The following is a 15,351-nucleotide window of genomic DNA, read 5'->3' on the forward strand; positions in this document are numbered from 1 at the left end:
TGGAAATTAAGGGAAGTTTACATTGCGACGCTCACAAACCAGGGGGTATCTTCGCGTCGAGGATACGCTGATTGGCCTCGTCGTCGGCGATGACCTGGACGTGGCAGCCGAGCATCTCGTCGGTGCTCCCCTCGCCGAAGAGCACCCGGCGCGGGGGATGGTTGGGGTTGGCCGGGTTCTCGGCCGAGTTGTCGTAATAGGCGACAACGTCGAGCCGCGTCCCTTTGGGCAGGGCCATCGGCCTGGCGAAGTGGTACTGCCCCTGCCAGTTGAAGTCCCAGTCGTTGACCCAGAGCATCGGGACGACCTGGCCCGACGGCAGGATCGCCGTGAGGCTGATCTCCCGCATCAAGAAGTGACCGTGGGGCATCACCGAGTACGCGTGGGAGTCGGCCGGGAGCTTCGTCGTCAGCGCGATCCTGTGCCGCTTCTCACCCGGGGGGATGTCGATCTTGGCGGTCGTCAGCGAGATGTGCGTGATCGACCGCTTCGGGGGCGTCTTGCAGAAGAAGATACCGAGGCTCGACCGGTCGACCTCTTTCTTGCCGGTCCCGTGGTAGTGGATCATGAGGATGAGGTCGGACCCCTTGCGGACGATCTTGCCCACGTCAGGCGGCGGCAGTTGCGGGGTCGCTCCGGGAACCCAGGCGCCCAGCCCCGGCTTGGCGATGTCGGCGCCGCCCAGGGTCGGGAATCCGGGCAAGGGGTCGGCCTCGTCGCGGCGTCGGCAGTCGTTGGCAGGGTCGGAGTAGAACCGGGCGTGATGGACGACCTTGTGGTTGTCGGGCCGGAACTCCATCGCGGCGATGGCCACATCCTGGTCGAACGGCGATGGGATGACGAAGGCCCGGTAATAGTCGCCCGCGTCGGCCGGCACCTCGAAGGGCTCCGGCATCGTTACGACGAGGTCGGGTGCGCCGAGCTGCCAGCCCTCGGGGAATTTCGGCGGGGCCTTCGCCAGGCTCGGCTCCCCCTCCGGCGCCCCCTGCTCCGCCCAACGCGCGAGGGTGGCGAGCTCTCGACGGCTGAGCCGCCCCTCATCCAGGAAGCTGCCGTATCCGTGCTGGGCTTTCCACGGGGGCATCCGGCGCTCGGCGGCGATCTCGCTCAGGAAGGCCGCACGCTTGGCGGCATCCTTGTACGTCAGCAGGGGAAACGGGCCGACCTCGCCGGGGCGGTGGCAGGACGCACAATGTTTCCAGACGATCGGCGCCACATGCTCGTGGTACGTGATCTTCGCATCAGCGGCGAGGATCGGGGCGGCAGCAGGCAGGGGGCGGCCTTGCGTCTGCGTATCGGGCGCCTTCGAAACCGGGTCGCCTTTGACGGCCGCGACGATTGCCCCCTCGGCGTGGCCATCCGTATTGAGGGCCCCTCGATAGAGGACGTGTCCCTGGTTGTCGAGCACCGCGACGGCCGGCGTCGTCTTCACGCCGAGGTCCCCCGTCAGTTCCTGCGCCGGGTCCAGCAGCGTCGGGAAAGCAAACCCCTTGGCGAATCCGGCGTCCGTTTCCGGGTTCAGGGCGAAGAAGAAGGCCCCTCCCTTGCTGTGTCGCTGGTGGAGCCGCTGCATCTCGGCGTTCTGCGCCTCAGAGGTCGAGCCCTCGCGGCCGACCACGAACAGGACGATCGCCTTCGCCCCGGCCCAGTCGGAGAGGGCGTGTTCCTTGCCTGTCGCATCCTTGAGCACGAACGGCTCGACCGTCGCGGGGAGGACGGGGTCCTTCGGCTTGTGCTTCGAGAAGAGCCCGCCCGCGTAGGCGCCGATGCCGAGGGCGACCAGGGCGAGGGCCACGACGAGGCCTCGACGCCGCCGCCTGCGGGGCGTTGCCGGGACATCCGCCGATTGGAAGCGCTGCGAGAGTCGCTCGTTGTCGGCGGTCTTCGGCTCGACGTGTGGCTCGCTCATCCCTGAACTCTCCTCAGCCTCAAGCCCTCCGGGGGCCAGGTCGCGTCCCGCCTACCTCATTTGGGTTTCGCGGTCGCCAGCGCGTTTGCTCGGGCCGGTTCCGTCGCCTTGGGCCCTCGAGCATCGTACATGAATCGATCCTTGAGCCGCAGGCAAGGTTCCTCGATCCATCGCCAGGAGGCGACCGCCATGACGTACGAGAGACCCATGAGCGCCAGGTCGGTCATCGGCGATCGGCCTCGGCCGCGGACGATCGTCAAGATGTCGGCGCCGAGCATCAGGGCGATGAAGTGGTAGAGATATAACCCGTAGCTGATCGTCCCGATGCCCACGAGCCTCGGGCGCCTCAGCCAGGCGAGCGCGGGCCTGCCGGCGTGGGCGACGATCAGGCCGACGACCCCCAGGAAGGCCACGTTGATGGCGAGCACCGAGAAGGCGGCCCCCTTGGGAGGCTTGCCGAAGGTCGGGAGCCAGCCCCGGGCGACCACGTACGCGACGAATGCCAGGGAGCACGCGATCGCGACCGAGAAGCCCCGGCGATAGGCCGGCCGATTTTCGGCCGTCACCGGCCGGTCGGCGAGGATCGCGGCGAGCAGACCGCCCATCGCGAAGCCGTCGGCCCTCGCCAGCAGGAGCCAGCTATCGTAGTTCCGGGACCGGGCCCAGACCGAGACGCCCGCCAGGGCCAGCGACAGGGGAATCACCGACCGCTTGCCCAGCGCACAAACGAGCAAGGGCCAGATGATGTAGAACTGCTCCTCGTTGGCCAGGGTCCACAGGTGGGCGGCGTACGGGCTGAACTTCGGCAGCGCGCCCGACCAGTAGAGGGGCGTGTTCTGCGTGTAGGTCAGGTAGTAGAGCAAGCCATCCCAGCTTGTGACGGCGGGGAGGAACGGGCCCAGGGCAACCAGCGCCAGGACCGTCAGGTAATAGATGGGCCAGATGCGCAGACCTCTCCGGATGTAGAAATTCCGGAGCAGGTGGGTACTCCCTTGATACCGGATCAGGATCGATGTGATCAGGTAGCCGGAGAGGACGAAGAAGAGGTCCACCGACGCCCAGCCGAACGGCACGATCGTCGTCTTCGCGTGATAGACCAGGATCGTCAGGCAGGCGAGCCCGCGGAGGGCATCGAGTTCGGGGATGCGTGCCTGCGGCGCCTGGGATGCGCCCGGCTGTCCGGGGTCGACGCGGTAAGGGCGTTCGGTCCCCGCCTGGAGGCTCGACGCGCTCGCCTCGTTGCGGGATCTCCGGCGCCTGAGTCGGCCGAAGACCCCTTCGCTCTGGTGCGGGTCGCCCATCCCCTACCCTCCTTGGTCTCGCGACGCCCCGCCATCCTTGGCACGAGCGGCTCGATTCGTACGGCTTTGCTCACAATGACTTCAAACTTATCGACGGTTGGAGAAAAGTCCTTCAGGAGTCCGTGAGCCGCTTCGCCGGATGTCGACCCGGGGAGCCCGGGGTCGCCGCCGCCTCTCGCGGTCGTCACCCCATGCAATCCCTACTCGGTCGTTAGCGATTTCGATGCGTTATCTGTGCCCGGAAACTCGCGGCTGGCTCCTCGATTCCTCCCCAATTCCTCGCACAATATCTACCAGGTCAAGTCTGTTAATTGTTAAATCGTAATGGTTTGCGGCAAGGTCGGTCGCGGTGATTTGGTCCTAGGGAAATCGTTGGAAAAATCCTCGGTTTTTTTATGTAATTAAGAATGTGAACAGATTTGTTGTCGAGCTGGGCATCATTCCGACAGCCCAGATCATTGAAATGCAACGGCTGAGCCCGCCTTTGGTTCCGGGCCACGAATCGCGAAATCAACGTCCTCCCTTCCCTCCGTTCACAGATTTCGTTCGAGAATTTGCCTATCTAACCTGGCTTTCGCCAACACGGCGCAGCATCCACGCATGGGGGATGGGTGCCCGAAATGTTGAAAGAGATGAGCTCGGGACGGCGGAGAGGACTTAACCTGAAAGCTCGCCAGTTATTGCGTCGATCTTGAGTGGCCCGGTGAGGGGCCGGGAACGTCCCCGGAATCGGTTTGAGGATCGCTAATTTGACGGATGCGTCAAGGCGACTTGCATAGCTTTCATTCCGCCTTAAGTCGAGGTCTGGTAAAATCATCGTTTCGGGCCGATCAGGACCAACGCTTCCTCCCACTCCCACGGCCCGGGGGGTCAGGTGGAGGGAGGAGCCTCCAGGATCAGACGGATGAATCGTTACATCTGCGATGCGGATGATTTTTATATTAATATGCATCTCAATACCGAGATGGAGCTCCCGACGAGCCGGGATACGGTCCTGCACTACTTCGAGCAGATGAAGAAGGCCTTCCCCGACATGCGGAACTTCTACACCAGGGAGAGCGGGGACCTGGTGCTGGAGGGGGACAAGGAGCAGGACTCCTACCGCTGGCTGGCGATCGAGTCGAAGCGGCTCTGCTCGGGGCACGTCAACCCCGAGAACTCGGAGGACGCCTACCGCCAGCACGAGCTGGTGCTCGAGGTCGCCCCGCATCTGCTGACGATCAGCCTCCTCGACTGCGAGGCGCTCGACATCATGTATGGCTTCGACTTCACCTTCGAGGGGAACCACGACGAGGTCGTGGTCGAGGCCCTGGGGCTCGGCCAGGGGCTGGAAGGCCTGCTCGAGGTCCCCGGCGGGCGCGTGCTCAACTACGAGCCGTCGGTCACCATGGCGCTCGACGAGAACTGCCGGCTCCAGTGCCGCCTCTCGATCGAGACCCGGACCGACCCGTACCAGGTCCGCACGGGGGATTTTTCGGACGATCAGATCAGCATCTATTTCACCGTCAGGCAATACTGGGGGACGGGCCCCGACTCGAGCTATCTCGAGTCGTTCCGCCGCCAGCGCGAGATCGGCGAGGAGATCATCCAGAGCAAGATCCTACCCAGGATCGTCCGGCCGCTCGCCCAGGCGATCGCGTCGCGCTGAGCCCGGCTCGAGGGCGCCCGCACGGGCCGGCGGATCCCCTCGGTGTTGAATCCTGACGGGGCGTGGCTAGGGATGACAGGCCTTCACGGATCCACTCTTATAAGGTTCGTCCATCAGCAACCTCCGCTCCGTGTCAAGACGGGGCGGAGGCCTGTCGGACGCTCCGTTCGATCGGTCCGCAAGGAATCAGAAGACCCCATCGGCTCCTACGTCCGCCGCAATCGCGGTCTATCGTCGAGGAAATCAATGATCAGGCTCAGCTCGCTGGCTCGCAACCTGACGGCGGAGACGGCGTTCACCGTCCTGGCCCTGGCACGCTCGTACAAGGCAAAGGGCAAGGATGTCGTCGAGCTCGAGATCGGCGACAGCCCGTTCCCGAGCCCTCCCCACGCCAAGGCGGCCGGCATCAAGGCGATCGAGGAGAACCAGACGGGCTACGGCCCCAGCCTCGGCCTGCTCGACTTCCGCGAGGCGGCCGCCCGCTTCGTGAACGCCGAGTTCGGGTTCGACGTCACGGCCAACCACGTCGTCGTCGCCTCGGGGGCGAAGCCGTTCGAGCAGTACTTCGCCGAGGCCCTGCTCGATCCCGGCGACGGCGTCCTGATCTTCAGCCCCCATTTCCCGACCTACATCCCCAACCTCGAGCGACGAGGGGCCCGCGCGGTCCTGACTCCCTTGCGAGCTGAGGACCAGTTCCGGCCGCGAGCGAGCGCCGTCGCCGAGTTCCTGGCCAATGACCCGAAGCCCCGCGCGATCTTCCTGAACTCGCCGCACAACCCGACCGGCGGCGTCGCCACGCGCGACGACCTCAAGGCCATCGCCGACGTCGTGCGCGGGACCGACGTGATGGTCTTCTCCGACGAGCCGTACTGCCACATGGTCTGGCAGGGGCGCCACGAGTCGATCGGCTCCCTGCCGGGGATGCTCGACCACACGGTCGCCGCCTACACGTTCAGCAAGTCGTACAGCATGAGCGGCTGGCGGATGGGCTTTGCCGTGGCGCATCCGGACGTCGTCGACGCCATGGGCAAGCTCATCAACACCACGGCCTCGTGTAGCCCGGCCTTCGTCCAGCGCGGGGCGCTCGCGGCGCTCGAGCAGGACGAGGCCACGCGGACCGACTATATGGAGCGGTTCCGCCGCAAGGTGGAGAGCCTCGCGTCGGGCCTGGCGAAGATCGAAGGGTTCCACGTCGCCCCGCCGGTCGGCACCTTCTACGTCTTCCCCGACGTCCGCCAGCTCTGCAACATGCACGGGATCACCTCGCACGGCCTGGCCCTCTACCTGCTGGAAGGGGCCGACGACGACTTCGGCGTGGCCTGCCTCGGCGGCGAATGCTTCGGCCAGGCGGGCCAGGGGTTCCTCCGCTTCAGTTGCGCCGAGGCCGACGAGCGGATCGACCAGGCCCTCGCCTTCCTCCCCAAGGCCCTCTCCAGGCCCGAGCCGATCGCGAAGTTCCTCGAGCGAAATCCGCAATTTTTGTTGACCACCCCCTACCCTCTGCAGTCTAACTCGTAAGGCGGCTCGATCGTCGCCGCCGACGGGCCAGAGAGCCCCGAGGTGGCGACCCCACCGCCCGTATCGCCGATGGCAAGTCCGTTCAGACCTGAGGGTTGAGCGGACCTCCATCGGCCCACGCGCCTTGCAACCCCTTGGCGCCGAGACAACCCCCACCCCACAACGCCCGCGACGGCAAGCGAGCCCGCATTGAACTTCGACCTGATCATCAAGAACGGCTGGGTCATCGATGGAACGGGCGGGCCGGCTTACCGGGCCGAGATTGGGCTCCTGGACTCGATGATCGCCGACATGGGGCGGCTCGACGGGGCGACGGCCACGCGGGAGCTCGACGCCGAAGGCAAGTACGTGATCCCCGGGTTCATCGACACCCACGTCCACGGCGACCTGATGCTCCTGACCGACCCGATCCACCTGCCGGCCCTCCGGCAAGGGGTGACGACCTACATCATCGGCCAGGATGGCAGCTCGTTCGCGCCGGCGTCCCCGGCCACGCTCGACTACATGAGGCGCTACACGGCCGGGTTCAACGGCAACCCGCCCGACCTCGAGTACTTCTGGTCGACGATCCCCGAGTACCTCGCCCGGTTCGATCGCACCACGGCGCTCAACGTGGCCTACCTGATCCCCAACGGCAACGTCCGGATGGAGGTGATGGGCCTCGACCCTCGCCCCGCGACCGACGCCGAGATCAAGGCGATGCAGGCCATCGTCCGCGAGGGGATGGAGGCCGGGGCCGTCGGGCTCTCGACGGGGCTCGAGTACATCCCGAGCCGCTACGCCGACACCCGCGAGATCAGCGCCCTCTGCGAGGCCATCGCGCCGATGGACGGCGTCTATGTCACGCACATGCGGGCGTACGGGCTCGATGCGGCCGTCGGCATGCACGAGGTCTACGAGATCTCCAAGGCCACGGGGGTCGCCTCGCACATCTCGCACTACAACGGCCCGGCCAACCTGCTGCTCCCCCTGATCGACGAGGGGCGGGCGCTCGGGCTCGACCTGACGTACGACACCTACCCTTACCTGAAGGGGAGCACGATCCTGGGGATGATCGCCCTGCCCCCCTGGGTGCAGGAAGGGGGGATCGAGGCGACGGTCGAGCGGCTCTCGGATAAGGCGGTCCGCTCTCGTCTGAACCAGGAGTGGTTCTCGAAGCCCACCCCCTACCCGCTCGAGACCACCACGATCACGATGACCGCGAACCCCGACTGGCGCTGGGCCGAGGGGATGACGGTCACGGACGCCGCCAGGCGAGCCGGCATGGCCCCGGGCGACTTCGTGTGTGAGAGCCTGATCGCCTCGGGCATGGCCGTCGGCATCTTCGGCTTCCGCGCCGGGGTCCGGACGGACGAGGACGTCCGGGCCATCCTGCGGCACCCCGCCCACATGGCCGGCTCCGACGGGATCTTCTGTGGCTCGTCCCCCCACCCGCGTGGCTGGGGCGCCTACGCCCGGTTCCTGGGCCACCACACGCGCGAGCTCGGCGACTACAACTGGCCCGAGGCGATCACCCACCTCGCCACCCACGCCGCCAGGCGCTATCGGCTGACGGACCGAGGCATCCTCCGCCCCGGCTTCGTCGCCGACATCGCCATCTTCGACCCCGCCACCGTCATCGATAAATCCACGTATGCCCACGGCCGGACCCTGGCCGAGGGCGTCGACCACGTCCTCGTCAACGGTACCCTCGTCCTCCACAACGGCGAGCCCACCGGCGCCACCCCGGGCCGGGCCCTGCGACGGGGTTGAGCCCGAGCAGGCATTATCGAGGGGTCCCTCGAGATTCGATGCGCCTTGGCACGAGATCCGCTTGCCCTGATGACCTCAGGCGCAGGCGGTTCGCGGCCATGCGCGCCTCGACGGTCAGGATCCGCCACAAAATTGCGGTTGCTCAGGCCAAAAACATCTTGAGGTCTGGTGCAATCTGCATCGAGCATTCATCTTGCAAGGGGCCTGAACGTGCGCAGTGGGCATCCTCGGGATATTCGTGTGGGATGTGCGGGGTGGTCGATCCCGAAGGAGCACGCCGCCGCATTCGACAAGGAAGGGAGCCATCTCGAGCGATACGCCCGGATGCTCCCGGCTGTGGAGATCAACTCGTCGTTCTACCGCCCGCATCGACCTTCGACCTACGCGAAGTGGGCGGAGGAGACGCCCGCCGATTTCCGGTTTTCAGCCAAGGTGCCGAGGGAAGTCACGCATACGCGACGCCTCGTCGACGCAGACGAACCGCTCGGGCTATTCCTGGACGAGACCGCCGAGCTCGGCGAGAAGCGAGGCCCGCTCCTGGTGCAGTTGCCGCCGAGCCTGCGGTTTGAGCCGAAGGTCGTCGACACCTTCTTCGCCTCCTTGCGAGGGCGGTTCGACGGTCTCCTCGCTTGCGAGCCGAGGCATAAGACCTGGTTCTCGCCCGAGGCCGAGGAATTGCTCGCGAGCTACGAGGTGGCGAGGGTGGCGGCGGACCCCGCCGTCGTCCCCTCCGCCGCGGAGCCCGGTGGCTGGCCCGGCCTGCTCTATTTTCGGCTCCACGGTTCGCCCGAGATGTACTACTCGCCCTACGAGCCCGAGGCGCTCGAAGCGATGTCGAAGCGGCTCGCCGAGGCGTCCACCTCGACTCCATGCTGGTGCATCTTCGACAACACGGCCCTTGGCGCCGCAACGGTCGACGCGTTGACCGTCTGGGATCGCCTGCAGGCCTCGGGTCGGCGGGCCCGTTCCTGACGAATGAAGTTCCAGGTTTGGAGGATCGCGACGAATTCGCGGAAATGGTCGAGAGGGTTTGCGGGTTGGCTCCCTTATTCTTGGTAGACACTCCGCAACCCGAGGGGCGAGGACCATGGCGAATTCGGCGCTGGGCGTGACCTTGCGGCAGATTCAGCGGCTCTATGACGGCGAGGCCGTCGCGAGCCTCCCCGACGCTCGCCTGCTGGAGCGGTTCGCCGCCTCCTGCGACGAGGCGTCGTTCGAGGCCCTCGTCGCCCGGCACGGGCCGATGGTGCTGGGCGTCTGCCGCTCGGTACTGAAGGACGAGCACGACGCCGAAGATGCCTTCCAGGCCACCTTCCTGACGCTCGCCCGCAAGGCCCGGTCGATCCGGGTCGAGAACTCGCTGGGGGGCTGGCTCTACCGGGTCGCCTATCGCGTCGCCGTCCAGGCGAATCTCGAGTCGGACCGCCGTCGGCTCCGCGAGATCAAGGCCGGCTCGAGGGTTGCCGAGGCCTTTGACTTTGGGCACGAGTCTCGCCGCAGCGACGACCTCGCCACGCTGCACGAGGAGATCGAGCGCCTCCCCGATCAGCAGCGGGCCCCGGTCGTCCTCTGCTACCTCGAAGGCACGACTTACGAGGAGGCCGCCCGATCCCTCTGCTGGACCGAGCCGACCCTGCGCAGCCGCCTCACCAAGGCCCGCGAGCGGCTTAAAAGCGGCCTGACCCGCCGTGGTATCACCGGCGCCGTCGCGATCGTCGGCGCCTTCTCCTCCTCCGAGCCCGCGGCCCTCGCGGCCGCTTCGCCTGCCCTTTTGCGCGTAGCCGTGGAAGTCGCCTCTCGGCGTGCGACCGCCTCGGCCAGTGCGATGCTTCTGGCCGGCCGGCTACGCTGGGCCTGGAACCTGTCGAGGCTCAAACTCGCCTTCCCCGCCCTCGCCCTGGCCTGCGCCGTGTCGTTCGCGATCGCTAATGGCGGCGACAAGCCCCCTGCCGAATCGCCCGAGGCTGCGCCGAAGCCGGCTCGTGTTTCGGCTCCTGCCCAGCCCACTGCCGAGAAGCCGGCAGAGACTGTTGAACTCCGCGGCGGTGTCCTGGCCCCCGACGGCAAGCCCGTTGTCGGGGCCACGATCCGCCTGGCTCACTTCATGGGGTACATCGTCAAGCGTGATGATGAGCCGATATCCACGAGCGGGGCCGATGGCCGATTCTCCTTGCGGGCACCCCGGGATCTGGTCGAACAACTTTCCAGCGGGAGAAACCGATTCGCTCCCGAACTCATCGCGATGGCCCCAGGTTTCGGCCCGGGGAGGGCTGCGGTCGGGAATTACTCCGGCGCGATCCGGGATGTCGTCGTCCGGTTGGTCAAGGATGATCTTCCGATCGAGGGACGAATCATCGACCTCGAAGGGAAGCCGGTCGAAGGAGCGGTGATCCGCACATCCGATATTTTCGACGCTCCCGCGGGGGATCTGACCCCCTGGATCGAGGGTATGAAGGCGGATCCCACAGGACCACATCAGGGCGGCCTTCACGAAATGCCCTTCAAGCAAGAACGAACGACCGGGCCCGATGGTCGATTTCGCCTCGACGGGGTCGGCCGTGAACGGGTCGTTATGTTTGTGGTCTCCGGACAGACGATCGTCACGACGCGGACCTTTGCGATGACCAAGGATGTACCGCCGCTATGGTCGGCGCGAACGCAAATCATCGGCCCAGAAACGATGATTTTCAACGGACCTCGGTTCGATTTCGCCGTCGCCCCTTGCAAGCCAGTGACAGGGGTTATCCGGGACCTTGATTCAGGAGAGCCCCTGTCCGGAATACGTATCAACGGAAATGAATCTGGAGGTCGCAGCGGCCTTTACTACGATGAAAACAGCGTGACTACCGACGAGAATGGTCGTTACCATCTGACGGGATTGGCCCGTGGCGATCGCTACCAGATCTTTGTCTTCAACGGGAAAGATCAACCCTATTTTGCAGGGTCATTCGTCGAGGCGTCGAACTCGCCTGGACTGGCCCCCGCGAGGATCGACCTTCGACTCAAGCGAGGCGTCCTGGTCCGGGGCCGCGTGGTGGATAAACGTTCGGGCTCGCCGCTCAAGTCTGTCAGGATCGAGTCATATGCCCTGAGCAATAATCCCCACATCAAGGATTATCCCGGGTTTCGAGATAGTACGTATCCGACATATACATTTTCTGATGAGTCGGGGCGATTCGCCATCGCCGCCGTGCCGGGCCAGGGATTCCTCGGGGTGCGTGCCAACTCGGATCAGTACCTCCTGGGCGTTGGCAAGGAACTGATCCAGCCCAAGGATACCAACACATCCTTGCCGGCTTACCCTGCCTTTCCGTTTGCCGACAATTTCCACCTGCTCGTCCCTTATGATCTCCAGGTCGGGGCCTCGCAGGCTCCGCTGGAACTCCAACTTGATCCGGGGCGAACGGCCTCGGCCTCGATCGTCGAATCCGACGGCAAGCCCGTCGTCGGTTGCGTCGTCTTTGGCAGGGAACCGTACAGGCTTTGGGCGAGGAGCCCGCTGGATTCCGCGACATTCGAGATTGTGGGACTCGACCCGCGCACGCCTCGCCTCGTGATGGCCTTGCACGAGGGTCGAAAGCTCTCGGGGTGGGCCCTGATCACCGCGGACGCCACCGGCCCGGCGACCCTGACCCTCCGCCCTTCGGCCAGCATTACCGGCCGGATTGTTGATGAAGAGGGAAACCCCAGGACGAGGCTTGAAATCGCCAGCTATGGATCTTCGGAGAAGCCTGATCCCCTGGCCGGTTCGTTCCAAACCCCGTGTGCCGTCGACCAGCATGGGCGGTTCCGGATCGACCTTGTTCCCGGGGCCATTTTTTCGGCCTCTGCCCTAGGGAGAAACGGCGGTACTCAAGGCGAACTCTTCGCAAATATCAAGCTCGAACCGGGCGAGGTCCGCGACCTGGGCGATATCGTGGTGAAGTCGCCAAAATGAGGTTGTGCTGATGTCAGAAAGTAAATCCGGGACAGCTCCTCGTTCTCGCTGAGCGTGGTTGTTTCGAATCAATAATGTCTGATGTATTGATTGCAGTAAGCCAGTCGCGTTACGTCGGGGCGTCTCTCTATCATCCACCTCTCCTCACCCGAGCCTCCCCGCTTCGATAAAATTGCCAGACGCCGGGAGGGATCACGCCGCCCGGGGTGTTCCCCCGGTCCATCGCGGATCGAAAAAAGTCGCAACCCTCGCCGATTGCCGTCACATTACTGGTGTCGACGCGCCCGAAGGCAAGACGGACCGAGGATCAGACTCGTGGCGATACACAGGGAAAACGCCTGCCGGCGTGAGTTGAATACGCTGTTTCTCGTCGGGGCGACCCGCGAACTCACCGACGGCCAGTTGCTGGAGCGGTTCGCGACCGGACATGGCAAGGTGGCCGAGCTCGCGTTCGCGGCCCTGGTCGATCGCCACGGGGCGATGGTCGAGCGCGTCTGTCGGGCTCAACTCGGCGACTCGCACGACGCGCAGGATGCGTTTCAGGCGACGTTCCTGATCCTGGTCAGGAAGGCCCGCACGCTCTGGGTCCGCGACTCGCTGGGCCCCTGGCTGCATCAGGTGGCGTATCGGACCTCGTCCTGTGCGCGGGCGAATCACCTGAGACGCCAGAGGCACGAGCGTCGGGTCGCCGAGAGGTTCAACGAGGCCGTCGAGCACGAGATCGAGGCCGACCCGGAATGGGGCCGGGTGCTGCACGCGGAGATCCTGCGTTTGCCCGACCGCTTTCGGATCCCCATCGTGCTGTGCGACCTCGAAGGGCGGACCTCCGAGGAGGCCGCACGCGAGATGAACTGCCCCGTCGGGACGGTCAAGAGCTGGCGGTCGCGGGGCCGGGCCCGACTACGCCAGCGCCTGATCCGTGCGGGGCTGTCGTCGACGGCCGCGGCTCGAGGTCGCCCTCATGGCCGACGCGGCCAGGGCGGGGATCGTCGAGCGGGCCGCGGAAATCACCGTCAGGGCGGCGGTACGGAGCCTGTCCCCCGGGACGGCGGCCGTCGAGGTTTCGGAGAGCGTACGCAGACTCATCCAGGGAGGATTGAGGCCGATGCTTCTGAATTCGTTGAGGAATGTGGCGACCGTGGGCCTGGCCGTCGCGCTGGTCGCGGCCGGCGTCGTTGCCGTCGCCCGCGTCGAACCCACCGACCCGGGCCCGAAGGCCGAAGCCCCTCGCCCCGAGCCCGTGGCCGTTGCTGCCCCCAAGGCCTCGCCGGCCCCGGCTCCCAGGGGGGAGATCTGGAAGTTGACGCTCCGCGATGCGATCGGGATCGCGCTGGATAACAATGAAACCGTACGCGTGCTGGCCGTTAACAGGCTGAACTCCTCAGTTGGGCGCCCGAATGGGGGGCTCGCCCCGGAACCCTCTCACGCCACGCGGCGACCGGTCGGTCCCATCTACAGGATAGGCCCTAGCGAATCGGCTACTCTCTCTCCTCGATTCAAAGCCGAGGTCATGGGCTACCTCTTCTCCGTCGAGCAACAGTATTGGGAACTGGCACAGGTCATTGAAATGTGTTCGGCCAGCGAGAAAGCCATCGCGTTGGCGGAAGAGATTCATCGCGCCACCGAGGCTGATCTGGCAACGGGGAGCGGCACCGTTGCTGACGTCGCGGAGACCCGGCAGAGACTCGAGCAGTTTCGGCTCGACCTTATCACTAAGACTTCAGACCGAATCACGGTCGAACGACAGCTTCGCAAGGTCCTTGGGCTACCCCAGAGCGATAACCGCCGGATCGTCGCAGTCACCCCGCCGGTCGAAGCCAAGGTGTCACCAGACTGGGACAAATCCCTGTCGAAAATGCTGGCCAATCACCCCATGCTCGTGTCGGAGGTGAGCATCGAGGAAGTGCGGAATGCCCTCCTCGCGTTACGAATCAACGAGTCTCCATCGGATCTTCCACCAGCCGTTCGAACCGGCTTCGATGCGCTGACATCCGATCAGAAGGAGTTGATCGATCAGTCGACGCATATACTGGCGCGTTGCTTCCTCGAAGTCGATGCGGGCTACAAGCAACTCGAGGCGGCCAAGAATCTCCGATCTGCGGCCGACGATCGTCTCAAATCTCAGCACACGTTATATGATCAAAGAAAAGTTTCGATCGACCGCTATCATGACGCCGTGAGTCAGTACGCCAACGCCCTTGCGACGGAAGCCAGGTTCAAGGCGACCTACACGCTCTCCCTCGCCGCCCTGGAAGAGGCCCAGGGGACTTTGCTCGAATATGACGGGATCGAGGTGATCACGGGCCGACTGGGTCGCAGGGGCATGGCAACGATGCCGCCGACTGGAGATCAAACAGGATTGCCCGCACCTGCGGCCCCGCCGGAACTGCAGAAGACCCCGGCCGCGAATCCGCTCCCCCAGACGAAAGAGATCGAGAGGGTGTCTGATATGAGGGGAGGCAAAGGCTACTCGTTCCAACTCTCCATCAAGATCGGCTCTCTGCCGATCGAGATCCGCGGGTCGCTGAAGCCGGATCGCAATAATGATCCGGTCGTGATGCCGCCAATCAGAGAAGGCGAGGCCACCGGCGTTCAGGCACCGCCGCCCCTCGCGGCGCCGAGCAGGAACTGATCGGCGATCCAGTCGGCGAGGTCGTCGGGCCAGGGGCGAGGGGTCGAGATCATCACCCGGTGCATCATCCCCAGGAGGGCCAACGCCGACCGGCCCGGGTGGGGTGCGGCGAACTCGCCCGAGGCGTGGCCCTCACGCAAGAGGCCCTCGATCAGGTCGAAGAGACGCTCCCGCCGGCTGCGGATGGCCGAGTCCTCCCCGCGCGGCGGGTTGCCGTCCAGATGATGGATCGTCTCGAGGTAGTGGGGATACTCGCCCGAGAACCGCACCGCGTCCTGGATCAAAGCCCGCAACTGCTCGCCAGAGCCCGAGACTCCCGCCATCCTGGCCTGGACCTCGTCGAGCCGACGGCCCGAGACCTCCGCCACCATCGCGCGGAAGAGGGCCTCCTTGTCCTTGAAATGCAGGTAGAGCGTCCCCTTGGCCACCCCCGCCCCCTCGGCGATGTCCCCCATGCGGACCTCGGCGAAAGGACGCTCCGCGAAGAGCCTGGCGGCGGCGGCGAGGATGCGAGGCAGCTTCTCGGGGTCGGCGATTCGCACGGATGTCCCTCGGGTTCGACGGCGCCCGGCCAATGCCCGAGACGCCCGGCTGCATGCTAAGTCCTGCCCGCCCCCGACCACAACCCCATGCCCCAACCCTTGACTTCCTACT

At 65.4% G+C, this 15,351-nt stretch carries 10 protein-coding genes; 7 read left to right on the plus strand and 3 right to left on the minus strand.

Features of this window, described 5'->3' with window-relative positions:
* Positions 1–31 precede the first annotated feature (31 nt).
* Together ACOYYX_RS24530 and ACOYYX_RS24535 are read right to left on the minus strand one after the other, a co-directional pair.
* Entirely contained in the window at positions 32–1,909 is a 1,878-nt protein-coding gene (locus ACOYYX_RS24530; RefSeq protein ID WP_422924605.1) for a peroxiredoxin family protein, read from the minus strand.
* 56 nt (positions 1,910–1,965) lie between these two features.
* Positions 1,966–3,210, minus strand: a complete 1,245-nt coding sequence (locus tag ACOYYX_RS24535; protein WP_422924606.1) for an acyltransferase family protein — start codon at positions 3,208–3,210, stop codon at positions 1,966–1,968.
* 904 nt (positions 3,211–4,114) lie between these two features.
* Between ACOYYX_RS24535 and ACOYYX_RS24540 the strand changes: the two genes are divergently transcribed.
* The 7 genes from ACOYYX_RS24540 to ACOYYX_RS24570 all read left to right on the plus strand — a co-directional run bounded on the left by ACOYYX_RS24540 (position 4,115) and on the right by ACOYYX_RS24570 (position 14,697).
* On the plus strand, positions 4,115–4,858 hold the full coding sequence (locus ACOYYX_RS24540) for a hypothetical protein (protein ID WP_422924608.1): 744 nt from the start codon (positions 4,115–4,117) through the stop codon (positions 4,856–4,858).
* A gap of 246 nt (positions 4,859–5,104) precedes the next feature.
* Positions 5,105–6,376: a pyridoxal phosphate-dependent aminotransferase gene (locus ACOYYX_RS24545; RefSeq protein WP_422924609.1), complete on the plus strand. Its 1,272-nt coding sequence runs from the start codon at positions 5,105–5,107 to the stop codon at positions 6,374–6,376.
* A gap of 189 nt (positions 6,377–6,565) precedes the next feature.
* Positions 6,566–8,128: an N-acyl-D-amino-acid deacylase family protein gene (locus tag ACOYYX_RS24550; protein WP_422924611.1), complete on the plus strand. Its 1,563-nt coding sequence runs from the start codon at positions 6,566–6,568 to the stop codon at positions 8,126–8,128.
* 240 nt (positions 8,129–8,368) lie between these two features.
* Positions 8,369–9,100, plus strand: coding sequence for a DUF72 domain-containing protein (locus ACOYYX_RS24555; RefSeq protein WP_422924612.1), 732 nt, complete (start codon positions 8,369–8,371; stop codon positions 9,098–9,100).
* Between the two features lie 115 nt (positions 9,101–9,215).
* On the plus strand, positions 9,216–12,065 hold the full coding sequence (locus tag ACOYYX_RS24560; protein ID WP_422924614.1) for a sigma-70 family RNA polymerase sigma factor: 2,850 nt from the start codon (positions 9,216–9,218) through the stop codon (positions 12,063–12,065).
* Positions 12,066–12,380: 315 nt separating this feature from the next.
* The gene (locus ACOYYX_RS24565) at positions 12,381–13,403 is read left to right on the plus strand and encodes an RNA polymerase sigma factor (RefSeq protein ID WP_422924616.1); all 1,023 of its coding nucleotides are present in this window, start codon (positions 12,381–12,383) and stop codon (positions 13,401–13,403) included.
* The gene (locus tag ACOYYX_RS24570) at positions 13,366–14,697 is read left to right on the plus strand and encodes a TolC family protein (protein ID WP_422924618.1); all 1,332 of its coding nucleotides are present in this window, start codon (positions 13,366–13,368) and stop codon (positions 14,695–14,697) included. The genes ACOYYX_RS24565 and ACOYYX_RS24570 overlap by 38 nt, the downstream gene beginning before the upstream one ends.
* Here the strand turns inward: ACOYYX_RS24570 and ACOYYX_RS24575 are convergent.
* The gene (locus tag ACOYYX_RS24575) at positions 14,658–15,239 is read right to left on the minus strand and encodes a TetR/AcrR family transcriptional regulator (RefSeq protein ID WP_422924620.1); all 582 of its coding nucleotides are present in this window, start codon (positions 15,237–15,239) and stop codon (positions 14,658–14,660) included. The genes ACOYYX_RS24570 and ACOYYX_RS24575 overlap by 40 nt on opposite strands.
* Between the last annotated feature and the right edge of the window lie 112 nt (positions 15,240–15,351).

The sequence above is a fragment of the Singulisphaera chitinilytica genome, assembly GCF_049331405.1.
Taxonomy (GTDB): domain Bacteria; phylum Planctomycetota; class Planctomycetia; order Isosphaerales; family Isosphaeraceae; genus PoT.

Bases quoted from the DNA above. Each gene is read 5' to 3' on its own strand.
- ACOYYX_RS24535 (WP_422924606.1), bottom strand. From the start codon at position 3,210: ATGGGCGACCCGCACCAGAGCGAAGGGGTCTTCGGCCGACTCAGGCGC.
- ACOYYX_RS24545 (WP_422924609.1), top strand. From the start codon at position 5,105: ATGATCAGGCTCAGCTCGCTGGCTCGCAACCTGACGGCGGAGACGGCG.
- ACOYYX_RS24560 (WP_422924614.1), top strand. From the start codon at position 9,216: ATGGCGAATTCGGCGCTGGGCGTGACCTTGCGGCAGATTCAGCGGCTC.
- ACOYYX_RS24540 (WP_422924608.1), top strand. From the start codon at position 4,115: ATGAATCGTTACATCTGCGATGCGGATGATTTTTATATTAATATGCAT.
- ACOYYX_RS24530 (WP_422924605.1), bottom strand. From the start codon at position 1,909: ATGAGCGAGCCACACGTCGAGCCGAAGACCGCCGACAACGAGCGACTC.